At 60.0% G+C, this 23176-nt stretch carries 23 protein-coding genes and 1 pseudogene; 10 read left to right on the top strand and 14 right to left on the bottom strand.

The window, feature by feature from the left end:
* Positions 1–8: 8 nt before the first annotated feature.
* Positions 9–1232: an MFS transporter gene (locus tag AC1DIJ_RS14335; protein ID WP_112389479.1), complete on the bottom strand. Its 1224-nt coding sequence runs from the start codon at positions 1230–1232 to the stop codon at positions 9–11.
* Between the two features lie 153 nt (positions 1233–1385).
* Between AC1DIJ_RS14335 and AC1DIJ_RS14330 the strand changes: the two genes are divergently transcribed.
* Complete coding sequence (locus tag AC1DIJ_RS14330) at positions 1386–3680, top strand: FdhF/YdeP family oxidoreductase (RefSeq protein ID WP_112389480.1); 2295 nt, start codon at positions 1386–1388, stop codon at positions 3678–3680.
* Positions 3681–3807: 127 nt separating this feature from the next.
* Here AC1DIJ_RS14330 and AC1DIJ_RS14325 read toward each other — a convergent pair whose 3' ends face one another.
* The 3 genes and pseudogenes from AC1DIJ_RS14325 to AC1DIJ_RS14315 all read right to left on the bottom strand — a co-directional run.
* Positions 3808–4101, bottom strand: coding sequence for a type II toxin-antitoxin system RelE/ParE family toxin (locus AC1DIJ_RS14325; RefSeq protein ID WP_112389481.1), 294 nt, complete (start codon positions 4099–4101; stop codon positions 3808–3810).
* A complete protein-coding gene (locus tag AC1DIJ_RS14320; RefSeq protein ID WP_112389482.1) occupies positions 4098–4340 on the bottom strand; it encodes a type II toxin-antitoxin system ParD family antitoxin in 243 nt (80 codons plus the stop codon). The genes AC1DIJ_RS14325 and AC1DIJ_RS14320 overlap by 4 nt, the downstream gene beginning before the upstream one ends.
* A 420-nt stretch (positions 4341–4760) precedes the next feature.
* Positions 4761–5358, bottom strand: a pseudogene (locus AC1DIJ_RS14315) (ribonuclease activity regulator RraA); the annotation flags it as partial.
* Between the two features lie 152 nt (positions 5359–5510).
* On the opposite strand from AC1DIJ_RS14315, the gene AC1DIJ_RS14310 reads away from it, so the two are divergent.
* Positions 5511–6161 carry an HD domain-containing protein gene (locus tag AC1DIJ_RS14310; protein WP_477831439.1) on the top strand — a complete coding sequence of 217 codons (651 nt, stop codon included), beginning with the start codon at positions 5511–5513 and terminating at the stop codon, positions 6159–6161.
* A 9-nt stretch (positions 6162–6170) separates the two neighbouring features.
* On the opposite strand, the gene AC1DIJ_RS14305 is transcribed toward AC1DIJ_RS14310, so the two are convergent.
* Complete coding sequence (locus AC1DIJ_RS14305) at positions 6171–7130, bottom strand: DJ-1/PfpI family protein (protein ID WP_112389549.1); 960 nt, start codon at positions 7128–7130, stop codon at positions 6171–6173.
* A gap of 185 nt (positions 7131–7315) precedes the next feature.
* Positions 7316–8170 (bottom strand): alpha/beta fold hydrolase, encoded by an 855-nt coding sequence (locus AC1DIJ_RS14300; RefSeq protein WP_112389484.1) that lies wholly within the window; start codon positions 8168–8170, stop codon positions 7316–7318.
* A gap of 125 nt (positions 8171–8295) precedes the next feature.
* On the opposite strand from AC1DIJ_RS14300, the gene AC1DIJ_RS14295 reads away from it, so the two are divergent.
* On the top strand, positions 8296–9183 hold the full coding sequence (locus AC1DIJ_RS14295) for a LysR family transcriptional regulator (RefSeq protein WP_112389485.1): 888 nt from the start codon (positions 8296–8298) through the stop codon (positions 9181–9183).
* 127 nt (positions 9184–9310) lie between these two features.
* On the opposite strand, the gene AC1DIJ_RS14290 is transcribed toward AC1DIJ_RS14295, so the two are convergent.
* The gene (locus AC1DIJ_RS14290) at positions 9311–10237 is read right to left on the bottom strand and encodes an aldo/keto reductase (RefSeq protein WP_112389486.1); all 927 of its coding nucleotides are present in this window, start codon (positions 10235–10237) and stop codon (positions 9311–9313) included.
* On the bottom strand, positions 10234–10512 hold the full coding sequence (locus tag AC1DIJ_RS14285; RefSeq protein ID WP_477831438.1) for a type II toxin-antitoxin system TacA family antitoxin: 279 nt from the start codon (positions 10510–10512) through the stop codon (positions 10234–10236). The genes AC1DIJ_RS14290 and AC1DIJ_RS14285 overlap by 4 nt, the downstream gene beginning before the upstream one ends.
* Before the next feature lie 333 nt (positions 10513–10845).
* Between AC1DIJ_RS14285 and AC1DIJ_RS14280 the strand changes: the two genes are divergently transcribed.
* Together AC1DIJ_RS14280 and AC1DIJ_RS14275 are read left to right on the top strand one after the other, a co-directional pair.
* Positions 10846–10989: a hypothetical protein gene (locus AC1DIJ_RS14280; protein ID WP_162706053.1), complete on the top strand. Its 144-nt coding sequence runs from the start codon at positions 10846–10848 to the stop codon at positions 10987–10989.
* 16 nt (positions 10990–11005) lie between these two features.
* Positions 11006–11608, top strand: coding sequence for a hypothetical protein (locus AC1DIJ_RS14275; protein WP_112389488.1), 603 nt, complete (start codon positions 11006–11008; stop codon positions 11606–11608).
* Positions 11609–12261: 653 nt separating this feature from the next.
* Here the strand turns inward: AC1DIJ_RS14275 and AC1DIJ_RS14270 are convergent.
* The 6 genes from AC1DIJ_RS14270 to AC1DIJ_RS14245 all read right to left on the bottom strand — a co-directional run bounded on the left by AC1DIJ_RS14270 (position 12262) and on the right by AC1DIJ_RS14245 (position 17549).
* Positions 12262–12513, bottom strand: a complete 252-nt coding sequence (locus AC1DIJ_RS14270) for a LysR substrate-binding domain-containing protein (RefSeq protein ID WP_162706054.1) — start codon at positions 12511–12513, stop codon at positions 12262–12264.
* A gap of 177 nt (positions 12514–12690) precedes the next feature.
* Complete coding sequence (locus AC1DIJ_RS14265) at positions 12691–14070, bottom strand: dipeptidase (protein WP_112389491.1); 1380 nt, start codon at positions 14068–14070, stop codon at positions 12691–12693.
* Positions 14067–14813 carry an SDR family oxidoreductase gene (locus AC1DIJ_RS14260; protein ID WP_112389492.1) on the bottom strand — a complete coding sequence of 249 codons (747 nt, stop codon included), beginning with the start codon at positions 14811–14813 and terminating at the stop codon, positions 14067–14069. Before AC1DIJ_RS14260 ends, AC1DIJ_RS14265 begins: the two co-directional genes overlap by 4 nt.
* Positions 14810–15826 (bottom strand): 2-dehydropantoate 2-reductase, encoded by a 1017-nt coding sequence (locus AC1DIJ_RS14255; protein ID WP_112389493.1) that lies wholly within the window; start codon positions 15824–15826, stop codon positions 14810–14812. Before AC1DIJ_RS14255 ends, AC1DIJ_RS14260 begins: the two co-directional genes overlap by 4 nt.
* Complete coding sequence (locus tag AC1DIJ_RS14250; protein ID WP_112389494.1) at positions 15823–16524, bottom strand: creatininase family protein; 702 nt, start codon at positions 16522–16524, stop codon at positions 15823–15825. The genes AC1DIJ_RS14255 and AC1DIJ_RS14250 overlap by 4 nt, the downstream gene beginning before the upstream one ends.
* Before the next feature lie 14 nt (positions 16525–16538).
* The gene (locus AC1DIJ_RS14245) at positions 16539–17549 is read right to left on the bottom strand and encodes a GntR family transcriptional regulator (RefSeq protein ID WP_112389495.1); all 1011 of its coding nucleotides are present in this window, start codon (positions 17547–17549) and stop codon (positions 16539–16541) included.
* Between the two features lie 172 nt (positions 17550–17721).
* On the opposite strand from AC1DIJ_RS14245, the gene AC1DIJ_RS14240 reads away from it, so the two are divergent.
* The 5 genes from AC1DIJ_RS14240 (at position 17722) to AC1DIJ_RS14220 (ending at position 23170) form a co-directional block, all read left to right on the top strand.
* The gene (locus AC1DIJ_RS14240; RefSeq protein ID WP_112389496.1) at positions 17722–19299 is read left to right on the top strand and encodes an ABC transporter substrate-binding protein; all 1578 of its coding nucleotides are present in this window, start codon (positions 17722–17724) and stop codon (positions 19297–19299) included.
* A gap of 79 nt (positions 19300–19378) precedes the next feature.
* Positions 19379–20317 (top strand): ABC transporter permease, encoded by a 939-nt coding sequence (locus tag AC1DIJ_RS14235; protein ID WP_112389497.1) that lies wholly within the window; start codon positions 19379–19381, stop codon positions 20315–20317.
* A complete protein-coding gene (locus AC1DIJ_RS14230; protein WP_112389498.1) occupies positions 20314–21162 on the top strand; it encodes an ABC transporter permease in 849 nt (282 codons plus the stop codon). The genes AC1DIJ_RS14235 and AC1DIJ_RS14230 overlap by 4 nt, the downstream gene beginning before the upstream one ends.
* Positions 21159–22166, top strand: coding sequence for an ABC transporter ATP-binding protein (locus AC1DIJ_RS14225; RefSeq protein WP_112389499.1), 1008 nt, complete (start codon positions 21159–21161; stop codon positions 22164–22166). The genes AC1DIJ_RS14230 and AC1DIJ_RS14225 overlap by 4 nt, the downstream gene beginning before the upstream one ends.
* On the top strand, positions 22163–23170 hold the full coding sequence (locus tag AC1DIJ_RS14220) for an oligopeptide/dipeptide ABC transporter ATP-binding protein (protein ID WP_112389500.1): 1008 nt from the start codon (positions 22163–22165) through the stop codon (positions 23168–23170). The genes AC1DIJ_RS14225 and AC1DIJ_RS14220 overlap by 4 nt, the downstream gene beginning before the upstream one ends.
* The last annotated feature ends 6 nt before the right edge of the window (positions 23171–23176 follow it).

Genomic DNA, 23176 nt, shown 5'->3' with positions numbered 1-23176 from the left:
TCCCCACCTCAGTGTCCCATAACCGTTGGCGAATGCCGGCGATGATGAAAGATTTTAACGGAGAAGGCTGCGATGCCGAGTGCCGCGCCAAGCAAGCTGACGGAGAGCCAGCCGCCCTCGCCCCAAGCCAATGTCGCCAGGGCGGAGCCTGCCGCCCCACCGAGAAACATACCGGTCATGAACACCGTATTGAGCCGGCTGCGCGCATCGGCATCGAGCGCATAGATGATGTGCTGGTTGGAAATCAACGCACTTTGTATGCCGAAGTCGAGCACGATAACGCCTGCAACCAAGGAAGCGATCGATGCCCAGACGCCGAAGATCAGCCAGGCGACGATCGTCAGTGCGGCGCCCAGCCAGACAACGAAGTGAGGTCCCCGCTTATCGGCAACCCGGCCTGCGAGCGGCGCTGCGAATATGCCGACCGCACCGACGATACCGAACAGACCCGCAACGTCCGCACCGAGCTGGTACTTCGGTCCCGCGAGATAGAGCGCCAGGACGGTCCAGAAGGCGGTGAACGACGCAAACAGAAATGCCTGAATGATCGTTGCAGCTCGCAATGCCGGATGGCGCTGCCACAGCTGGCCGAGCGACCGGATCGCCTGATGATAGCGTAGGGTCGATGTCGGCCGGTGGTGCGGCAAGACCGCCAACATCAGGCCTGCGGCGACAAGCGCGAACGGCACCGCGATCCAGAACATCTCCCGCCAACCGGCATGTTCGCCGACAAAGCCCGACAGGGTGCGGCTGAATAATATACCCGACAGCACGCCTGCCATGACCGTTCCGATCGTGGCGCCGCGCTTTTCCGGCGCGGCCAGAGACGCGGCGAAGGGTACAATCTGCTGGGCGACAGTGGAACACACGCCGACGATAACCGAGGCTACGACCAGCATCCAGGCAGTCGGCGCAAGTGCCGCGAGCGCCAGCGCCGCCGCCAGAACCACGAACTGACCGATGATCATGCGACGGCGATTGACGAGGTCACCAAGCGGCAGCAGCAGGAACAATCCCAAGGCATAGCCGAGTTGCGTCGCCGTCGGAACCATGCCAGTGATCGGTTGCTGACTGAATTCCGCCTCCATAAGGCCGAGCATCGGCTGATTGTAATAGATGTTCGCGACTGCAATGCCGCCCGCGACGGCCATGGCCAGCAGCGCTACTTGTCCGATCGTATCATTGTGGGTGGCGCTTGCCACACTGCCCTGCATCTGTTCTGTCTTTTCCATCATCCTGCTCCATCGTCAATTGATGTGAGCAAGCTATGTCCAACGGCGTTGCACGCACACCCAATGGACGTCTACTCGGACCTATACATCGGTCTAGGTTCGCATCGATGCGTTCGATGCTAGACCTATCGAATATCATGAAGGGAAATTGCGATGAGCGAGAAGCGGCCGGATGGGATTGAGAGTTACACAGCGCCAGCTGGTGGCTGGGGCGCGCTGAAGGCCGTTGCCAAAACGCTGGCCCGTCAACAGATCATCGCCGAGGGCGCGGCGACACTGTTGAAGGCCAACCAGCCCGAGGGTTTCGACTGTCCCGGCTGCGCCTGGCCCGATCCAAAGCACACAAGTTCGTTCGAATTCTGCGAGAACGGCGCGAAGGCGATCACCTGGGAATCGACAGCCAAGCGCGTCGGCCCCGATTTCTTTGCTTCGCATTCGGTGTCTGATCTCTGGGACTGGAGCGACCACAAGCTTGAAGACCAGGGCCGCCTGACACATCCGCTGATCTACGACCATGGCAGTGACCGCTATGTCGCGATCGAATGGGAGGACGCATTCAATCGCATCGCTGCCGGGCTGAACAGTTTGCCCGACCCTGACATGGCCGAGTTCTATACCTCCGGCCGCGCGTCGAATGAGGCGGCATTCCTGTTCCAGCTGTTTGTTCGCGCCTACGGCACCAACAATTTCCCCGACTGTTCCAACATGTGTCATGAGGCCACCAGCGTCGGCCTGCCGCTGTCGATCGGCGTTGGCAAAGGCACGGTGACGCTGGAGGATTTCGATCATGCTGACGCGATCTTCTCGTTCGGTCACAATCCCGGCACTAACCATCCGCGCATGATGACCACGCTGCACGAGGCTTCGCGCCGAGGCGTGCCGATTGTCGTCTTCAATCCACTCAAGGAGCGGGCACTGGAGCGGTTCGCAGCGCCGCAGAACCCAATCGAGATGACCACCCTCTCCTCCACGCCGATCGCGTCCGCCTATCACCAGGTTCGTACCGGCGGCGATCTCGCCGCCCTCAAAGGCCTGATGAAGCGTATCTTTGAGCGCGACGCGGTTGAGATCGCGGACGGCAGAGCCGGCGTGCTCGATCGCGAGTTCATCGCCACCCATACGACCGGCCTCGATGCGCTGAAAGCCGATGTCGAGCAGACCGAATGGCCTGAGATCATCGAAAAGTCCGGTCTGTCGTTTGAAGCGCTGGACAGCGCCGTCGATGTTTATCTCAAGGCGAAGAACGTTATCCTCTGCTATGGCATGGGCATTACCCAGCATGCCCATGGCACTGCGAACGTACAGCAACTCGCCAATTTCCTGATGCTGCGCGGCAATATAGGCCGGGCGGGCGCAGGTATATGCCCGTTGCGCGGCCACTCCAATGTCCAGGGCGACCGGACGGTTGGCATTACGGAAATTCCAAATGCCGCCCTCCTCGACGGCATGAAAAAAGCCTTTGGCTTTCGACCACCTTCGGAAAAGGGCCACAATGCCGTGGAGGCGATCGAAGCCATTATCGACGGCAGGTCAAAGGCCCTCGTCTGCCTTGGCGGTAATCTCGCCGTCGCCATGTCGGATCCTGAAGCGACGTTCGCCGGGATGCGCAAGCTCGACCTGGCCGTGCATCTTACGACGAAGCTCAATCGCTCACATCTCCTCCTGGCAAAGACGTCGATCATTCTGCCGGTGCTGGGCCGCACGGATCTGGACATTCAGGCGTCGGGGCGTCAGTCCGTCACTGTCGAGGATTCCATGTCGATGGTGCATGCGTCGCGGGGGTTCCTCAAGCCGCCAAGCGACCATCTGCGCTCGGAACCCTGGATCGTTGCCGGCATGGCCAAAGCAACGCTTGGTGACCGGTACGGCATCCATTGGGACGACATGGCCGGCGACTACGGCCTGATCCGCGACAAGATCGAAATCGTCTTTCCAGATTTTCATGATTTCAACACCCGCGTGAAAACGCCCGGTGGCTTTCGCCTAACTGTGGCCGCATCGGAGCGGGTGTGGAATACACCATCCGGCAAGGCCGAATTTCTCGTCGCGCCGGGGCTCGATGAGGATGCGCGCTTGCGCGATCCCGATGCTCTCGTGCTGACCACATTGCGCAGCCACGACCAGTACAACACCACCATCTACGGCCTCGACGACCGGTACCGCGGCGTCTTCGGTCGTCGCGATGTGATCTTCATGAACCGCAAGGACCTTGAAATGCGCGGTCTTGCCGACGGCGACCTTATCGACATCGAAGCGATTTCGGAAACTGGTGGCAGAACCGTAGCCGGGTTTACTGCGGTTGCTTATGATATCCCGCCGGGTTCAGTTGCCGGATATTACCCGGAAATGAATAAGGTCATTGCGTTGGCCGACTACGACAGGAAATCAGGGACACCGGCTTACAAGGGGACTCCAGTCAGGATCCGCGTGACAGACCTCGCCCCCTGATCAGGGCGCAGCCTGCCGCGGAAAAACACGGCGGTCTATTCGGCTGCATCACCTGCTGTTGAAGGTCAGTCGCCTTGAACCAACTCGAACCTAAGGCACACAAAACCCCACAGCTCCATCCGTGGCGCTACATTGAAATACTTGCCCAATCTTCATGCCCGTGGCGAATTCGCACTACGAAAATTTTCTCATCTTCTTCAACCCGATAGACGATGAGATGTGCTTTGAAGGGATGAATTCTGACGGGCGGTTCGATCTCATTCCGTTCGCGTGCGATGCGTGGGTTAGCAGCTATCAGATCAAATAATACGAAAAGTTCATCGTGGTAGCGTTTTGCTTGATCTACTCCGAACATACGGGCACCCTGCTCGGCGATCGCAATGATGTCTTCTTCCGCCTCGACAGAAAGCTTAAAACTCATGACTCGCTGGCACGAGCCATCGCCTCAGCGAAGAGTTCATCCTTTGATCGAATGCCAACGCCACTTTGGAGCCCGGCCTCGACGAAACTTTGCATGGCGGCAATCTTGTCGTTTCGTGTCTGGTCGCGTCTGATCAGGTCGCGTACGTAGTCGCTAGCGTTCGAATATCGCCCAGTTCTGGCCTGCGCCTCCACCCAATCCTTCATCGGGTCTGGAAGAGATACGTTCATTGTCGCCATCGGAAACCTCCATTTGAAGGGATCATATTCGATTTTGGCAAAGTTTGTCAAATATCCCACATCTGTGTGTGTCAGAACCGTCCCCCATTCTTTCTTGAGCTCCCTGCTTCGATACCTCCGAGATCGACGCCCGCGAGCCGCACCAACTTTTCTATGGAATCGCCACTCGCGAGCAAATATGAGACGACAGCAGTCGGATAGACGTTTTCACCACATGCAACATATCGAGTGGCTAGAACCTGCCCTCGACGTGACGCCAGTTTCGGCGTCGGTAGTTCACCAAACTTGCGTCGACACAGCGAAGTAAAAGAAGGGCGGTGACGGCTACACCGATAAGCAGGATTTCCATTCTGCGAGTTTCCTGATGTTTTCAGAAGCGCCAGAGCCGAGCGCGGCCCCAGGCGTCTCTACGACCGTTTATCAGGCGTTGTTCTTCTTCCACTCTTCGTAGCGCGCCTTGTTTTCGGCGTTGGCAGGGTACAGGCCGGACAGCGCTGCGCCATTGTTGACTTCTTGCATGATCCAGCCTCCAGGCGCTCCTGCTCCGTGGCGGCTTCGAGAATATCATCAATCATGGCTTCCGGGATGACAACAGCACCATCGTTGTCGATGATGATGACGTCGTTAGAGAATACGGCAACACCACCGCAGCCCACGGGCTGGTCCCAATCGACGAATGTCAAGCCGGCGACGGACGGAGCGGCCGCGCCAGAGCACCACACCGGCAGGTTTGTCCCCAGCACTCCGTCAAGATCGCGCACCACGCCATCCGTGACTAGCGCGGCGACGTTCCGTTTCGCCATACGCGCGCAGAGAATGTCGCCGAAATGCCGGCATCCTTGATGCCCATCGCGTCGACGACCGCAATGCAACCGTCGGGCATGGCTTCGATGGCCGCGCGCGTGGACTTGGGAGAGGACCAGGATTCCGGTGTCGCCAGGTCTTTGCGTGCAGGAACAAACCGAAGCGTGAAGGCACGACCGACGATGCGGCCCCGGCCAGGCTTGATCGGGGAAGCGCAATGGCAGATTTCCGCCCCTTGTTGGCAGGATCTGGCCCCTGAAGCGAATTGATCGAATACTGCAAACACGAGGAAGATGAGACCTGCGGCGAGTGATCGACCGCATCGGCGCCGGTGTGCCGCTTACCTTTAAATCATGAGGTTTTCCAATGACTAACGAAACGAAGGTCGTCGCTGGCATCAAGGTCCCTGATAGCGCGATGGCGAAAGCGGCAGCAGAGCTGGTCCGTGACACCGAGACGGATCTTCTCTTCCATCACTCCAGCCGCGTCTTCCTGTTTGGCGCCCTGACAGGAGAACGCAAGCAGCTCAACTACGATGCCGAGCTTCTTTACATCGGCGCCATGTTCCATGACATGGGCATCATGGATCGGTATGCCAGCGACACGGAACGTTTCGAAGTTGACGGTGCCAATGCCGCGCGCGACTTTCTTTCGGCCTATGACATCTCGGAACGCGACGTCGACGACGTTTGGGACTCGATCGCCTTGCACACGACCCCTGGGATTCCACAGCATAAGCGCCCGACGGTCGCGCTCGTGACCGCCGGCGTCGAAATGGACGTGCTCGGAATTGCCTATGACAGTTTCACCGATGCACAGCGACAAGAGGTCTGCACATGCCATCCGCGAGGGCTGAAGTTCAAGCACGGTATTCTGTCCTCTTTCTGCCTGGGAACGATCAGAAAGCCGGAGACCACATTCGGCAATGTCAAAGCCGACGTGTTGGCCTACATGGACCCGACCTATAAGCGTGAGAACTTCGTCGATCTCATCCTGAACTCGAAATGGGAAAGCTGACCGGCAAGGTCAGTTGATCAGAAACTGATCCCGATACTGTGTCGCTAGGATTCCGAGACGTTTCACAAACACCTCCCGCATGCGCTTGGGATTGCCGAATCCGCATTCGTGCGCAATCAGCTTCAGAGGCTTGCTGGTTCCCTCCAACATAGCGCGCGCCGCATCGATGCGCGCACTTTCAACGAACTGGGCCGGTGTGGAGCCGGTGCTTGCGCCGAACGCCCTGGCAAAGTTGCGTTCGCTCATCCCACATGCGGCTGCGAGGTCGGCAACAGACAGGTTCCGACCGAGGTGTTCCATCACATAAGTGGCCACCCCGGAAATTGGCGATCCGGCGTCCAAGGAGAATTCGATGTATGGGCTGAACTGCGACTGCCCTCCCAATCTCTGAGCAACAACGACGAGCCGCTTGGCAACGGCCAGAGAGATGGCCGGTCCGTGGTCCTCGCGAACCAAGGCCAACCCCAGATCGATCCCCGCAGTCACCCCTGCCGACGTCACCAAAGGACCGTCCCGCAGATAAATCCGGTCATAGTCAACATCCGCACCTGGATATCGGGTAGCCAGTTGCTTGGCATTCCGCCAGTGCGTCGTGACTTTTCGGCCATCAAGAAGCCCAGCCTCGCCCAGCAAGAACGCACCTGTACACACAGAGCCGTAAACATCGCTGAGCAGTGCGAGGCGCTGAATGCAATCGACAATTTCAGACGGGGCCTCAGAGGTGGGCAAGGATGGGCCACCAGGGACGAGAAACAGATCGAGGGGACTGTCTGCCTGCTCATAGTAGAGATTCGAGGCTAAGATCATACCATTCGACGCCGTAACATGTCGATGCGACGGGCCTATCGTCATGATCTTGTAGCGCTGATCAGGCTCGATAAAAGCATTGGCTTCGGCAAAGGCATCCAGCGGTCCGGAAACATCCAGGGACTGGGCCCCTTCAAAAATCAGCATGCCGATTGTTTTCATCGCAGCGTCCGTTTCAACAAGCCGTCCAGAGTTCAATAGAACCATATGTAACCAGCGCCAAACCTTTGATTTCTTGCCGAACCGTATTTCAGGGAACCTACGAGTCTTCCTCGCTTTGATTCGCATTGCGATTTATTTTCTGGTCCACGGTGAAACGCAGCTCTAGTTCATGATCTCGAAGTGGCCTACGCAACCACTCGCAAGGTGGCCTTTGAGCCACTGCCAGCCAGCGACCGAACGAAGGACAGGATGCGCGGCGTCACCTGTTCGGCCATTTCCGTGTGGGGATAATGTCCGGCACCTTCGACGATCATGGTCTCAGCATTGAGTTTTCTGGCCAGCGTATGGGCTTCGGCGGCGGCATCTTTGAAATCGGGGTCCTTGGTACCCATGACGATCAGGGCCGGCACTTTGGTCTTCTCTAGGATCGCCGCGGTATCTGCCTTGGAAAGATTGATCATCGCGCGGAGGGCGTCCATCCGTGCCGGCTCCCGCAGGTTCCTCGTGATCGCCGCCTTGACCTCAATATGGTCCGCAGGCTTTTTAGTCGGAAACAAGCTGTCCCAATACATGGTCCAGAACCCGACGCGCCAAGGTCCGGCAAAACCAATGCCCAAGGCCAGCTTCTGGACGAAAGACACTTCGAGATCGCGAACGATCGGCCCAAGGAGTACGACGCCGTTTACCTGTTCGGGTGCATCCTGTGCCGCCCATAAGGCAGAGCCTGCGGCAAAGGAATTGCCTAAGATGGTGGCTGAACCGGCGCCAAGCTTCTTCAGCACTGCCACGGCGTCACGACCGACGGCACGCGCTGAGTAATCGCTCCACTTCGCCGTGGTCTCCCCGTAGCCGCGGGCATCCATGGTGATGACGCGGTAGCCGGCTTGCTGCATCATTGGGTTCAGGTAGCGATATTCCGAGCGCAGATCGCCCATGCCGGGGATCGCCAGAATAATCGAACCGTTGCCCCCAGTATCTTCAAATGCGACGCGGCCGCCTTCTGTCTCGATGAACTGTGTCTGTGTGAAAAGAGTGCTCATGGTGGTTGGCCTTGTTCCTGGGTTGGCCGGCCTGTCGGCAGCGGCGATCTCTTGTTGACGCTTTCAAGCTAGCCGTATTATTTTTGGTCCGAAATTGCCCATTTTGGCATAGGATCGATCCAAAAATGAATAGCCTTGACTGGACCCTGGTTCGCTCCTTCCTTGCCGTCGTCGAATGCGGCTCCCTTTCGAAGGCGGCAAAAAGTATCGCGGCAACCCAGCCTACCCTGAGCCGACATGTTCGTGAACTGGAGGCCGAACTCGGCATAAGCCTGTTCACCCGCTCCGTGCAGGGCCTCGATCCGACAGCGGCGGCTCTTGGCCTCATCGAAGATGCACGCGCCATGGGAGCGGCGGCCGAGGCGTTAAACCTCAAGGCTCAAGGGCGTTCACAGCAATTGTCCGGCACGGTGCGGGTGACGGCATCGGTGATCGTCGGAAATCTAATACTGCCCGCGCTGCTCGCGACTCTGCGGCAAGCGGAACCCAATATCCAGATCGAGATCGTTACGTCGGACGCGAACCAGAACCTGCTTCGCCGTGACGCCGACATCGCGATCCGCATGGCCGAGCCGACACAGAACGCGTTGATTGCTCGCAAACTCGGCGACACACCCATGGGCCTTTTTGGCGCAAAGGGCTATTTCGATCGCCGTGGCCGCGTAACTTCGGTGGCCGACCTCCACAGCCACGACCTCATCGGCCTTGATCGCAGCGATGTGTTGATCCGGGGTTTGGCGGCATATGAGGTGAAGTTGGCACGCGATGACTTCGTGCTTCGGTCCGATGATCAGATGGTGGGCTGGCACTTACTACTCGCAGGTGGCGGAATTGGTATCGCGCAGGTTTTGCTGGCAAGCCGGTACAGTGAGCTCGAGCAAGTAGATGTAGGCCTGCAATTCCGGCCGCTGCCTGTGTGGCTGGTGATGAGCGAAGAGGTGCGCAGCAGTGCGCGCGTGCGGCGTGTCGCCGATTTCCTGTCGGATGCGTTGATCGATGTGCTGCGGGGTTGAAACTGCGGCATTCGTGCCACGAGGTTTCAAGATACAGTCATCCTCACGCAAAACGCCTATGAATCCAGTCGATAAGCTCCCCTCAGGGAACTTCAATCGGACGAGTCCCTGAGGCGATCCACGTGGCTCAAACTGCTTGCCAACTCCGGACCTGATACCCTCCAAAAAGGCTCTTGCTCGGCAGATTGAAGATAAAATACGGATTAAGGAGCGGAAGCGCGGTTGCCTGTTCGAGCCGCAGCAAGTGAGCATCGTCCAGGATTACGTCGAGGGACGCAACGTTCTGAGAGAGTTGGTCGACCCGGCTCGCACCGATTAGTACAGAAGAGACACCAGGGCGTTTCTCCACCCAGGCCAAGGCTACCTCCGCCGGTGAACGGCCGATTTCCGACGCTACTGCCTTGAGGACATCGACGACATCGAAATTGTGCTCGGTGAACAGCATGCCGCCGAAAGGATTGTCCCCATTGAGGCGCCCATCGCTTTCGCCTTCGGTCACAGATCCAGCCTTGTCGGGCAGACCTGTCGCACGGCCCGCATCACTGATCTTGTCGCGACCGTATTTTCCCGTCAGCAGACCAGCCGCTAGCGGGCTCCATGGCACCATCCCCAAACCAAATTCTGCTCCAGCCGGAATGAGATCCAACTCGATGCCACGGTCTATCAGCGAATAAGCATATTGCAGGCCGATCGGCCTGGGCAGGCCATGCGCTTCGGCGAGTGTCGCGACCTTTGCTACGTACCAGGCGGGCGTATTCGAAAAGCCGTAATGCAGGATTTTTCCGGCCCTGACGGCATCGGTCAGGGTTTGCAGAACCTCTTCCGCAGGCGTTGTGCGGTCCCAGACATGCATCCAGCATATGTCGATGTAATCTGTGTTCAGCCGCTTCAAGGAACCCTCTATGCCCATGCGAATGTTCTTGGCACCGTTACCACCCCATAACGGTGTGCCCTGCCCGCGCGGAAAGCCAGATTTTGTCGCGTCGCCGCAATCGAACGCCCCCCGACGGTGAGACTTGGCAATCGGTTCCTCATGCCATGAAGGTAAAGTCATAGGCTGTCAGGCAAACCGGCGATTGCCGCGCGCAGCTTGGCGTCGGGTTTGGGCGGATTTTCCAGAAGCTCAAGAATGCGAAGATGATCGCGCTTTGACACTCTGATCGTTTCCGCTTCCTCGATAATAGCTTCTGCTTCTCGCAGTGCGGATTGGGTTACGAAATTCGTCAGATCGGTATTACGAAATGCTGCGGCGCGCAGGAGCTTAGCCTTGGCCGTGGCAGGCACCCTCAAACTCATACGCTCACTATTCTCGTTCGCTATGCTCGGCATGTCGGCCTCCATCTATCAATGCAATATAGGCAAAATTCCTCTCGGCGTCACTTACGTATGTCTTCAAGGCGCACAGGTCAGATGCCCGGGCTTCCATATTTTCACCGCTTGCCTTAGGGCTTGGCGGCAATTCAAGCCGCCCTGAAACTCTTCGAGCCAAACAACACGCTCGTGCCGCAATAGTAGAACGAATCGCCCAGGTATTGTAACAATTTGCCAACTACACATGGCCGCACATGCTGCTGCTCGGGGCTGGCGCGTCGATCTCGTCGCGCATATCGTCTGCCTCGTCGTGCATCTGCCAGTGCAAGCGCTCGATCGACCCATCCGGGGATGGAGCAGAATTTTGGCGAGCTCTCGCTCGGCATGGTGCAACGACTCATTCAAGACTGGCTCGATACGCAGCTCGGCTTTCCATGCTCCGGCGATGAGGGCGAGTATGGCTATGTTGCGCGCTGGCAGGGGATGGACGCTTGAAGCGAAGGCGAGACCGATGAAACGACCACACAAAAACTTCGTCGTCGAATACAAGGGAAGCCGCCGGCAACCCGATAAACCGAAATCCATCTGGGGAAACCTGGACCTCAAGTCGATTTCGCGCGACGTGGAGAGCGAAGAGCGTCGCCGCACTCAACAAACATCAGTCAATGCATCGCTCGGCGCCAACGACAAAATTGAGGCGGCAGACAGGAAATTAACAGCTGCTGACGGCCAGCCGACAACAGCCTTGCCAGTGAAGAAGGAGCATATGGAGCAAGATAGTGAGCAAAGTGCGAAGCCAAACGTTCAGCAGGCAGCTATCCCCTCCTCAGCCTCAGAGGTAAAGAAGCGACGCGGGCCGCGCGCAAAGAAGGGAACCGTCAACCTTTCCTCCATCGGGGTGGTTGCGAAACCAGAAGCGCCGGCCATTAGTGACGGCGCAAAGCCTTTGGAAGGCACGCGAGTTAAGCGGGCCTATTCCCGAACGCCGAAGCCGGCAGCTGAGGACGATTGGGCCATGCTCCTGCAACTCGAGGAGGAGAATAAAAACCTCCGAAAGCTTCTCGCTGAAAAGCTGCGCGCCGAAAACGCGGATCTTCGTCGACGTCTAGGCTAATTGCCGGCACACAAGGCTGATGCACAATGAGCGACATTTCGGTCATTAACGAAGCGCTGAAGATCCTCAGCAGAGAGTTCGGGGTGGAGGGCGGTTCGGCCCTGCGAGAAGGATGCACGACAACTCGGGCATGAAGCGATTGCTACCTCACGGTAATCGGAGCACGGTCCTCGCGCCCATGCTGGGCCTTATCCTTAGCCTCGTTCTGGCTGTCCTTGGCAGTGATCGCTAGGCCCATACGGCGGCTCTCGGCGATGGCCTCCCGGCCGATCTGCTTCAAGGCCTGCTTGTTCTCGCGGTTTTCTGCAAAAGCATCAGCGATCTTTTTTCTATTCTTCTATAACATAATGCGACAGGCTGTCGGCTGCAAACATCGCTTGTGCCAGGTGCCACCGACAACAGCACCAAATGCAGCGGGTCGAAGGAGGCAGCCTCAGTGCACCAAAGTACGAGCGATACGTCCATATGACCTTATTTGCTCTTGAACCAAGTCGAATCAGCGACCCATCCTTTCCGGAGTCTCTCGGAGGCTAAATTACTCGCCAGGCCCAGTAGTTGGCTTGCTCACAACGGCCAAGAGAAAACGCAACCTTTAGCTGTATGCGAGACATGACTTACCGGTAACAAGGTCTGGTCAAACTCGCTCGGAACGGTCAAAGCGGCCGCGCAATAAGCCCAGAGCCCGGAAGCTTCCCGATCCGGATGCACACATCGAAATTTTCGGCCACGAGGTCGATAACCCGGTCATCCAGCACCAGTTCGATCGTGACGTCCGGGTAGATCGACGGGAATTCTGGTAGCTTGGGCGCCAGCACGGCGGCGACGATCTCTATAGGGGCTGTGATCCGCAGTGTTCCTCTGGGGTCCTGAGCGGTCTCGGCGACGATCGCGTCGGCAGCATCCACCTGGGCCGCAAATATTTAACAGGAAAGTTCAGGCCGATCTCGATGCCTGACAGTAGAGCCGAGAGCCCCTGGTCGCCCAAGCGGCCGTACGTGCAGAGGCCATCATAGCGAGACAATCAGTGCTGGAAGCACGAAGACAAGTCCCGTCAGCGGAGACTGGGAGCGCCGGGCGGCACGTCAATTGTTTTTGGCCGGGGCCAGTCGCCGCAGCAGCATGGTCCAGGCCCGCATGCCGAGCTTGAAATTCGAGAGCCGGAAGAATTCGTTCGGCGCGTGATAGTCCTCGTCGCCCGTCGAGAAGGAGAAGAAGATCGCGCCACAGCCGAGATGCTGGCGGAAGGCGCTGCCGATCGGGATCGTAGCGCCCATCGCAACCCGCAGTGGCTTCTGGCCGAGCAACTCGCCCAGAACCTCTTCCGAAATCTTCAGCGCCGGCAGGTCAGGATCGACGAAATCGGCTTCGCTGCCCGGGCCGTGTCGATGCACCTCGAGCTGGAAACCCTTCGGCAAGTGCTTCTGCAGATGACGGGTGATCGCCGCGATCACCACATCCGGCTTCTGCCCTGCAACGAGGCGGCAGGTGATCTTGGCACCGGCCGTGTTTGGAATGACGGTCTTGGTACCCTTGCCCTGATAGCCGCCCCAGATGCCGTTGAACTCCAGCGTCGGCTCCAGCCACTGGCGGATCAGCAATTCGCGGCCGGTATCGATCGGATCGCCACTGGCAACGCCGATCTCCTGGTAATAGGCGGCGCTGTCGAAATTCGACGCATCGATTGCCGTCAGGATGCGCGGATCGGGCGGTGTGACGCCGTCGAGAAAACCTTCGACGCTGACCCGGCCATCCGGCCCATGCATCGAGGCCAGCAGCGCTGACAAGGCAGCAATCGGGTTTGGCGCGCTTCCGCCGTGACGGCCGGAATGCAGATCCTTGACGGCACCGGTCACCGTCACATCCAGCGCCGCGAGGCCGCGGCTGGCGACTGTGATCGACGGCTTGTCCGGCCGCCACATGGCGCCATCGGCCGAGAGCACGAGATCGCAACGGAGTCTGTCGCGGTATTTGGCAAGCGTCGGCGCAAAATGCGGGCTGCCGGATTCCTCCTCGCCCTCGATCAGCACCTTCAGATTGACCGGCAACCGACCCTCGACGCGCATGAAAGCCTCGGCAACGAGGATCGGGATTAAGAGCGGCCCCTTGTCGTCGGAAACACCACGGGCATAGAGCCTGCCATCGCGCTCGTCGGGCTCGAAAGGTGGCGTCAGCCATTTGTCCAGCGGGTCCGGCGGCTGGACGTCATAATGGCCATAGACGAGATAGGTCGGCAGGTTCGGATCGGCGATGATCTCGCCATAGACGGCCGGATGGCCGCTGGTTCCCAGCATCTCAACGGAGGCAAAGCCCGCCTTCTTCAACCGCTCCGAGACAAAGGCGGCCGCGTGACGGATGCCTTCGATGAAAGCCGGATCGGTGCTGACGCTCGGAATGCGGCAGAAGGCCTTAAGGTCTTCGACGGCGGCCGGATAATGCTCTTCCAGATAGGCCTCGACGCTCATTTGCCGCCGTCCACGCTGATCACCTGGCCGGAAACCCAGCCGGCATAATCCGAGGCGAAGAACATCACCATTGCGGCAATGTCTTCTGGCACGCCGAGGCGCTTCAGGGCGATGTTCTGCAACAGCCGTGCCTGCCCCTCCTCGCCCATCGCGTCCCATTGGCGTTCCGTCGTCGGATTGGAGCGGACGAAGCCGGGGGCGACGTTGTTGACGGTGATGCCCCACGGGCCGAGTTCATGCGCCAGCTGGCGCGTCAGTCCGATCTGCCCCGCCTTGGCGCTGGCATAGGCCTGGATGCCGGTCAGCGAAATGCCGAGGCCGGCGCCGCTGGAGATATTGATGATCCGTCCGGACCTGCGCTTTTTCATGACAGGCGCGACTGCCTGCGACATGAAGAAGGCGCCTGACAGATTGACGTCGAAGATCGTCTGCCAGTCGCTTTCCGAGATTTCCTCGATCGGCCTTCCGACCTGACCGCGCACGCCGCCGGCATTGTTGACGAGGATATCGACATCGCCGAACTTCGACACCAGCGCCTGGACATCGCTGCGATTGCCGACATCGAGCACATGAGCGGTCGTCCTGTCGCCGCAGAGCTTCATCGTTTCGGCAAGGCCCGCCCCGTTGACGTCGCAGACATGGACACGCGCGCTGCGGCTCGCGAACCCTTGCGCGATCGAGCGGCCGAAGCCGTGCGCCGCACCGGTGACGACAACTGTTTTTCCATCGAAGGAGATGTTCATGCCACCCTCGCAAGCTCTTCGATATTGTCCATCGAAAGCGGCCGCTTGCCGTCCTCGATCTCGTGAATCATCTCGATGACGCGGGCCGCAAGCGGTGTCGGAACGCGCGATTCTTCGCCGATCTCGACGACCGGCAGCACCTGCGCATCGACCTCGGTCTTGCGCTTGCGCACCGCCAGATCGCGCCAGATGCCGGAATGGGACTTGGCCGATTTCCGATTATGAACAGACATATCGTCGAAGGATTTGTCCGTCTGCTCGGGCGTTGCCAGTGGCCCGAACGCGGCCGGATCAAAACCGTCAAAGGCTTCCGGGCGGATATTGTTGATGGCGGCGACCGTCGCCACTTCGAGCGCCAGTTTGCGCAAGACCGGGCGGGCAATCGGATCATCCAGCACGTCGGCGATGCTGTCATTGGTCAGCGCGGTGCCGAACAGCAGCGCACCGTAGATCAGCTTGCCCCAGAGGAAGCCCCAGATGTTGTTTGTGATCAGCGCCCTCGGCTCGAACTGTTTCATCAGATCGTAGATGTCCTCGGCGCGATCCGTAAATCGCCCGTCGAGTTCGCCGATCACCACGGCGCCGTGGCCGCTATATTGCACGACGCCAGGCTCCAGATAGTCGGCGCCGAAATTGACGAAGCAGCCGATCACCCGGTTTTCGCCGGTGATGCGCGAGATCACCCTTTCGTTGAGGCCGTTCTGCGCCGACACGACGTAGCCGTCGGAGGCCAGATGCTGGACCAGCATCTTCGCCGCCGCTTCCGTGTGATGCGCCTTCACGCACAGGAATGTCCTGCCGTAGGTGCCGGTGAGTTCCTCGGGCAGATAGGCCTTGGCCTGCACGACATCCTCGAAGATCGGACCGACGATCTTCAGCCCCTTGGTATTGATGGCATCGACATGGTCCTTGACGTTGTCGACGAACATTACCTCGTGGCCGGCCCGGAGAAAGGCGGCGCCGAGCGTGCCGCCGATGGCGCCAGCGCCCCAGATCAGGATTGGATCACTCACGCCCAGCCTCCCTCGAGAAGCGCGCGCGTCTCTTCGACCGCCACATTCCATATCACCTGCATTTCCTCATCCGGCCGCTCGTAATAGCCGCCGAAGTTGCCATCGCCGAGATAGGCCTTCACCGCATCCGGCGGCATCACCCGCATGCGGGCCAAATCGATCATCGGCTTCTGCTGCGTCGGTTGCTTGACGCCTTCGAGACGCGTCCAGGGGAAATTCTCCATCCAGGAGGCATGCGAGGCGACCATATCGATCTCCTGCACCTTGGCGAAGGTCTTCGGCGAGTTCCACCAGTTGTGGAATTTCACCGCAGTATCCGGATTATCGGCCATCCACTCGATCGCCATGCTGCCCGCCGGCTGGTTGCCGCCATGGCCGTTGACGATCAGGATACGGCGAAAACCCTGCAGCCTCAGGCCATCGAGAATGTCGCGCACCAGCCGGATATAGGTTTCCTGGCGGATACTGATCGTGCCGGGATAGGAGAGAAAGTATGGCGTAATGCCATAGGCAACGACCGGGAAGACGGGAATGCCGAGCGGCGCTGCCGCATCGGCCGCGACCTTCTCGGACAGGATGGAATCGACCGAAAGCGACAGGCCGGCATGCTGCTCGGTACTGCCGAGCGGCAGGATCGCTCGGTCATCGGTCTTCAGATAGGCTTCGATCTGCTGCCAGTTGGACTCCGATACTCTCATCGCATCTGCCTTTCCTAGACCTTCGCGTCGGCTTCGTTCCGTGTCGGGCTTTCCTCGCCCTGCGCCTGCACGCCGGCCGCGCGGATGACCGGCACGATCACCCGTTCGATATCGGCAGTATCGGGGGCATGGCGGTATTCGATGGCCTGCACGCCCTCGGGCAGCAGGCCGGTGACGCTTTCGGCGCCGGATGCATAGATGACGACGGAGACCTTCGAGAGCAGATCTTCCAGTCCCGCCGCCTCCAGCGTCGTCGCGGTGATTTCGCTGACATGCGGGGCGAAGCGCTGCACGCCAGTCTTCATGATCGGCAGGAAATCCGGGAAGCGCGAAATGACAGCGATCGAGGCCAGTGAATCCAGCGAAGCGAGCGCCCGGCGCGTCTCTTCCGACGGCGTAAAGCTGATCGTCACCACCTTGGTATTGGCGACCAGTGTCGCCACTTCGCGGTGGCGGTTGGCGAAAGTAACCGCAAGATCGGCAGAATTCGCACGTGCCTTGGCCGCCGGGTCGCGCTCGATCGCCGAGACCGTCAGCGGTTCAACCGTCACATCACGGCCGAGGCGCGCGGCGATGAACCGCGCATAGCTTGCCGTCGCGTCCTGAAAAATGCCGATCATGACGATCCGCAGCCGCGGACCGATGCTGTCGCGGTAAAACGCCCTTGCGTTGACGAGTGACACCAGATCGGCGGTGCGGATGCCAAGCCGCTGGCTCTCGTCGATCAGCTGGTCGATATGCAGATGCAAGTCGCTGGTATCGGCGCGGGCTGCCAGCCGTGCCTGGTGACTGTCGCTGACGAAAGTACCGGAACCGGGGCGCGTATCGATCAGGCCCGCAGCCTTGAGATCAGCATAGACCTGGCTGACCGTCATCGGCGCCACACCGACCTTCTCCGCCAGCTCTCTCACCGAAGGCAGGGCCTCGCCGGGCGCCAGTTCGCCGCAGGCGATACCGTATTCGATAAGCCCCTGAAGCTGCGTGCGCAGAGGCACTGGCAAATCCCGGTCGATGAAGAAATCCATGAAACCCGTTCGGCTAGCTGTTATATTTATATATAACGGTTAGCTCGAAATCCGCTTGCAGGCAAGTGAATCGTCTTAGGGTTGCCGCATAAAAACTGGTGACAGTCATTTTGCTGCGTGAAATCGTTATAGACAATAATAACAGTCATACCAAATACAAAAGGGGAATGCCATGAGAATGATCACTCGGGCGGCCATTGCCGCTGCAGTTCTACTGAGCACCGGTGTATCTGCGTTTGCCCTGGAGCGGGGCGGCACGCTGGCCTATGGCCGTTATGCAGACAGCCTGTTTCTCGATCCGGTGCTGAACGACGCCAATGTCGATATCTGGATCCTCTCCAACCTCTACGACACGCTGCTTCTGCCGACGGATGACGGCAAGGGCGTTCAGCCGGGTCTGGCCAGCGCCTATAAGCTTGCTGACGACGGCATGAGCGTGACGCTGACGCTGCGCGACGGCATCAAGTTCTCCGACGGCACGCCGATCACGCCGGAAGACGTCGCTTGGTCGCTGAAGAGAGCCTCTAAGAAGGACAACGGCATCTGGGGCTTCATGATCGAGTCCATCGATGATGTGACGACGGAAGGCGACAAGACCGTCACTGTCAAGCTCAAGCATCCCGATCCCGCCATCCTGGCAGCGCTGACCGTGTTCAACACCGCTATCCTGCCGAAGAAGGCCTTCGAGGCCTCGGCCGGCGCGACCGAGGAAGAAAAGGCCAAGGCCTTTGCCGAGCATCCCGTCGGCTCCGGCCCGTTCATGCTGAAATCCTGGGATCGTGGCTCCAGCATGAAGCTGGTGCGCAACGAATACTACTGGGGCAAGGGCGAGGACGGCAAACCGCTACCGTATCTCGACGGTATCGATTTCGAGCTGATCCCCGATGACGCCACCCGCATCCTGAAGCTGACATCGGGCGAGATCGACGGCGCCGAATTCATTCCCTACTCCCGCGTAGAAGAGCTGAAATCGGCTGGCAACCTCGACATGGAGCTCTTCCCCTCGACCCGCGTCGAATACATTACGCTCAACGTGCGCCCGCAACTCGCCGGCAAGGACAATCCGCTGTCCAACGTCAAGGTTCGCCAGGCGATGAACTATGCCGTCAACAAGGATGCGATCATCCAGATCGTCACCCATGGCGTCGGCACGCCTCAGACTTCCTACATGTCGACGGCCACTCCGCTGCATGTCGGCGACAAGCCGCTCTATCCTTATGATCTCGAAAAGGCGAAGAGCCTGATGAAGGAAGCCGGCTTCGAAAACGGTTTCTCGACCAGCATCCTCGTGCTCGCCGGCAACCAGGACGAAGTCGGGATCTCCACGGCGCTGCAGCAGATGTGGGCGCAGATCGGCATCAAGCTCGAGCTGCAGCAGGTCGACAACCCGACCCGCACCCAGCAATATCGCGACGGCACCTTCGTGATGCGCAACGCCGCCTGGACCGACGATATCGCCGATCCGAACGAGATCACCTCCTACTTCGTCTATTCCAAGACGATCGACGCGCTGCATACCGGCTGGAAGAACGACGAAGCCGACCAGCTTTTCGAAGCCTCCCAGAAGGAAATGGATCCCAAGAAGCGCGCCGAGCAATATGCGAAGATGCAGGAGATCTACAACGATCGAGGTCCGATCGTTTCGCTCTATGAGACGCCCTATCCGGTTGCTCTGAGCAAGAAGGTTCACGGCTTCCTGCAAATCCCGCTCGGCAACAACATCTTCGCCAAAACCTGGAAGGACAAGTAAAGCCTGACCCAGCCTGCTGCGCGGGCCTCAGTACGAGGCCCGCGGCCTTTTTCGACTACAGGAAGACCAGGAGCGGCTATTGCCCCTTTTCAGTTTTATTGTTCGCCGCATACTGCAGATGATTCCGACGGTGATCTTCATTCTCATCGTCACTTTTGTTCTTGTGCGCCTGTTGCCCGGCGATCCGGCCAGCGCCATGATTGGCGACCGCGCCCTTGATGCCGATGTCGAGCGCATCAATCGGCAGCTCGGCCTCGATCAGCCGCTGCCGATCCAGTTTCTATATTACGTCGAGCGCATTTTCACCGGTGATCTCGGCAACTCGATCGGCCTCAAGGTCTCCGTCATGTCGCTGATCCTGCAGCGCCTGCCCGTCACCCTGATGCTCACCCTGATGTCGGCAGTGATCGCCCTCGTCCTTGCTGTGCCGCTTGCCTTCGTCGCGGCGCTGAAGCGCGAGCAGCTTCCCGACAGCATCATCCGCGGCACTTTCCAAGTCGGCCTATCGATGCCGGTCTTCTATGTCGGCATCATATTGCTGACCGTATTTGCCGCTCAGCTGAAGCTCTTTCCGGTCGGCGGCTATGGCGACACGTTCGGCGACCGCCTCTATCACCTCTTCCTGCCGGCGCTGACGCTGGCACTGAGCTTTGCCGCCGTGCTGATGCGCAATCTGCGCGCCTCGATCATCGGCGTCATGAATGCGGAATATGTCGATTTCGCCACCGCCAAGGGCCTGCGCTCGCGCGTGATCCTGACGCGTCATATCCTGCGCAACGCGCTGATCTCCACGGTGACGCTGTTCGGCCTGCAGATCGGCTCGCTGTTCGGCGGCGCCGTCATAACCGAGACCGTCTTTGCCGTCCCCGGTGCCGGCCGCCTCTTGATCGACAGTATCTACGGCCGCGACTATCCGGTGCTGCAGGGCCTGACGATCGCGCTTGCCATCCTGGTGTCGCTGACCTTCCTGGTCACCGACATCGTCCAGGCCTGGCTCGACCCGAGGATAGCCCGATGAGTGCCGAAGCGGCCAAAGCCGCCCGCCCCACGCTCCGCTGGCGCAAACTCCCCCGCTCGCTAATCTCCGGCGGCATCATTCTCGGTCTCAGCCTGATCGTCGCGATCTGGCCGTCGCTTTTCGCGCCCTACGATCCCGTCGCCTTCGATTATAACGCGCTGCTGAAGCCGCCGAGCTGGGCGCATCCCTTCGGCACCGACAGCTTCGGCCGGGATGTGCTGTCGCGCGTCATCCATGCCTATACGCTCGATATGCAGATTGCCGTCTTCGCCACCATCGGGCCGTTCATCTTCGGCACCATCATCGGCGCCTTCATCGGCTATGTCGGCGGCATCTGGGAGGCGATCTTCGGCCGGATCGTCGATGCGACAATCACCTTCCCGTTCCTCGTGCTTGTCATCGCCATAGTTTCGGTGCTCGGCCCCGGTCTCGGCAACATGTATGTCGCCGTCGGCGTCGTCGGCTGGGTCTTCTATGCGCGTCTCGTCGCCTCCGAAATCAAGGTGCAGAAGCGGCTCGATTACGCCGACGCCGGCAGGGTCATGGGCTACGCGCCGCTGCGCATCGTCTTCCGTCATCTGCTGCCGAACGCCATCACCCCGGCAATCGTCTACTGGATGACCGACATGGCGCTCGCCATCCTGCTCGGTTCCAGCCTTGGGTACCTAGGCCTCGGCGCCCAGCCGCCGGCGGCCGAATGGGGCGTGCAGATCGCCGACGGCAAGAACTTCATGAACACCGCCTGGTGGATTTCGGTCTTCCCCGGCGTCGCGATCGTGCTCACCGGCCTCGGTTTCAGTTTGGCCGGGGACGGTGTCGCCGAACTGTTGAGGGTCAGACGATGATGGGCGCAGCCAGCGAAAACAGCGGGCTGATCGTCCGCGGCCTTACGACCACTTTCGATACGCCGCGCGGCCAGGCGATTGCTGCCGCCGATGTCGATTTCGACGTGGCGCCCGGCGAAGTCGTCGGCCTTGTCGGCGAATCCGGCTCCGGCAAGAGCGTGACCCTTCGCTCGATCATGCGGCTGATCCGCGAGCCCGGCCATGTCAGCGGCCGTGTCGAGTGGCACGGACGCGATCTCGTCGCGATGCCGGCCGCGGAACTGCGCAAGGTGCGTGGCGGCGAGATCGCCATGATCTTTCAGGAGCCGATGACAGCGCTCAACCCCGTATTGCCTGTTGGCGTGCAGATCGAGGAGAACCTTGTCGCCCATACGACGCTGAATGCCCGCGATCGCAAGGCGCGCGCCCTCGAACTGATGAACATTGTCGGCATCCCCGCCGCCGAGCGGCGCCTGCAGGAATATCCGCATCAGTTCTCCGGCGGCATGCGCCAGCGCGCCATGATCGCCATCGCGCTTGCCTGCTCCCCCAAGCTGCTGCTCGCCGACGAGCCGACGACGGCGCTCGACGTCACCATCCAGGACCAGATCCTTAAACTGCTGCTTGATCTGCGCGACCGTCTGTCGATGAGCGTCGTGCTCGTCACCCACGATCTCGGCGTCGTCGCCGCCACCTGCGACCGGATGGCGGTGATGTATGCCGGGCGGATCGTCGAGACCGGTACGGTGACCGATGTCTTCAACACGCCGCACCATCCCTATACGCGCGGACTTCTGGGTTCCGTGCCGCGCTCCGGTGCATCGCGCACCGTGCTGCAATCGATCGAGGGCACGCCGCCGAGCCTCACCAACCTGCCCGATGGATGCGCCTTCCATCCGCGCTGCACCTTCGCGACCGACCTCTGTCGCAAGGAACGGCCACCGCTGGAAACGGTTGGCGCGCCCGGGCGCGCCGTCGCCTGCTTTCATCACAGGCAGGTGGCGGCAGCGGAGGCGATCCTGTGAACGCGACCCTCCCCATCCTGTCAATCGACGGCATCTCCAAGCGCTTTGCCGGTCCCTACTCGCTAACGCGGCGACTACAGGGCAAGCCGCCGCTTGCTGTCCAGGCACTGCGCGACGTGACGCTCGAAATCCATCGCGGCGAGACGCTCGGCATCGTAGGTGAGTCCGGCTGCGGCAAATCCACCCTCGCCCGCTGCCTCGTGCGGCTGCACGAGCCGGATGGCGGCGCAATCCGCTTCGAGGGGGAGGATATCGCCCGCCTGCGCGGCGGTGACCGGCGCGCCTTCAACCGCCGTGTGCAGATGATCTTTCAGGATCCCTACGGCTCGCTCAACCCACGCATGACCGTATCGCAGATTTTGGGTGAAGCGCTTTCGGTCCATAAGATGCGTCCGAAGGCGGAAATCCCACACCGAATCGCCGAACTGCTGGAACTGGTCCGGCTGCCGCAGGATGCGGCCGCCCGCTACCCGCACGAATTCTCCGGTGGCCAGCGCCAACGCATCGGCATCGCCCGGGCTCTTGCTGTCGAGCCTGAGGTAATCGTGGCGGACGAGCTGGTCTCGGCACTCGATGTCTCGGTGCAGGCGCAGGTCGTCAATCTGCTGCTGCAATTGCAGGAACAGCTGCACCTGACCGTCGTCTTCGTCGCCCATGATCTGAGACTGGTGCGCCATATCTCGCATCGTGTGGCGGTGATGTATCTCGGGCAGGTCGTTGAGGTCAGCACTTCGGAAGCGCTCTTCACCGCCCCGCGTCATCCCTATTCCAAGGCGCTTCTCGATGCCGCACCAGAGCTCGATCCATCGCGCCGCACTCGCACGGTTGCCGCGCGCGGCGAACTGCCGAGCCCGCTCGACGTGCCGCCCGGCTGCGCCTTCGCCAGCCGCTGTCCGCACGCCTTCGACCGCTGCCGGGTCGAGCGCCCGCTTTTGACACCACGCGGGCTTGGCCAGCTGGCCGCCTGCCACCTCGAGGATTTCGGCGCAGCTCCGGCGCAATAAGGATTT

It is taken from the genome of Rhizobium sp. 10N427, assembly GCF_056394605.1.
The sequence above is the reverse complement of the archived record's forward strand: the minus strand, read 5'-3'. Positions and strand labels throughout refer to the sequence as shown.

Bases quoted from the DNA above. Each gene is read 5' to 3' on its own strand.
- AC1DIJ_RS14300 (WP_112389484.1), bottom strand. From the start codon at position 8,170: ATGAGCACTCTTTTCACACAGACACAGTTCATCGAGACAGAAGGCGGC.
- AC1DIJ_RS14230 (WP_112389498.1), top strand. From the start codon at position 20,314: ATGAGTGCCGAAGCGGCCAAAGCCGCCCGCCCCACGCTCCGCTGGCGC.
- AC1DIJ_RS14240 (WP_112389496.1), top strand. From the start codon at position 17,722: ATGAGAATGATCACTCGGGCGGCCATTGCCGCTGCAGTTCTACTGAGC.
- AC1DIJ_RS14325 (WP_112389481.1), bottom strand. From the start codon at position 4,101: ATGAGTTTTAAGCTTTCTGTCGAGGCGGAAGAAGACATCATTGCGATC.
- AC1DIJ_RS14305 (WP_112389549.1), bottom strand. From the start codon at position 7,130: ATGAAAACAATCGGCATGCTGATTTTTGAAGGGGCCCAGTCCCTGGAT.
- AC1DIJ_RS14335 (WP_112389479.1), bottom strand. From the start codon at position 1,232: ATGGAAAAGACAGAACAGATGCAGGGCAGTGTGGCAAGCGCCACCCAC.
- AC1DIJ_RS14275 (WP_112389488.1), top strand. From the start codon at position 11,006: ATGAAACGACCACACAAAAACTTCGTCGTCGAATACAAGGGAAGCCGC.
- AC1DIJ_RS14225 (WP_112389499.1), top strand. From the start codon at position 21,159: ATGATGGGCGCAGCCAGCGAAAACAGCGGGCTGATCGTCCGCGGCCTT.
- AC1DIJ_RS14250 (WP_112389494.1), bottom strand. From the start codon at position 16,524: ATGAGAGTATCGGAGTCCAACTGGCAGCAGATCGAAGCCTATCTGAAG.
- AC1DIJ_RS14320 (WP_112389482.1), bottom strand. From the start codon at position 4,340: ATGGCGACAATGAACGTATCTCTTCCAGACCCGATGAAGGATTGGGTG.
- AC1DIJ_RS14245 (WP_112389495.1), bottom strand. From the start codon at position 17,549: ATGGATTTCTTCATCGACCGGGATTTGCCAGTGCCTCTGCGCACGCAG.
- AC1DIJ_RS14265 (WP_112389491.1), bottom strand. From the start codon at position 14,070: ATGAGCGTCGAGGCCTATCTGGAAGAGCATTATCCGGCCGCCGTCGAA.
- AC1DIJ_RS14260 (WP_112389492.1), bottom strand. From the start codon at position 14,813: ATGAACATCTCCTTCGATGGAAAAACAGTTGTCGTCACCGGTGCGGCG.
- AC1DIJ_RS14295 (WP_112389485.1), top strand. From the start codon at position 8,296: ATGAATAGCCTTGACTGGACCCTGGTTCGCTCCTTCCTTGCCGTCGTC.
- AC1DIJ_RS14290 (WP_112389486.1), bottom strand. From the start codon at position 10,237: ATGACTTTACCTTCATGGCATGAGGAACCGATTGCCAAGTCTCACCGT.
- AC1DIJ_RS14310 (WP_477831439.1), top strand. From the start codon at position 5,511: ATGACTAACGAAACGAAGGTCGTCGCTGGCATCAAGGTCCCTGATAGC.
- AC1DIJ_RS14280 (WP_162706053.1), top strand. From the start codon at position 10,846: ATGGAGCAGAATTTTGGCGAGCTCTCGCTCGGCATGGTGCAACGACTC.
- AC1DIJ_RS14330 (WP_112389480.1), top strand. From the start codon at position 1,386: ATGAGCGAGAAGCGGCCGGATGGGATTGAGAGTTACACAGCGCCAGCT.
- AC1DIJ_RS14285 (WP_477831438.1), bottom strand. From the start codon at position 10,512: ATGCCGAGCATAGCGAACGAGAATAGTGAGCGTATGAGTTTGAGGGTG.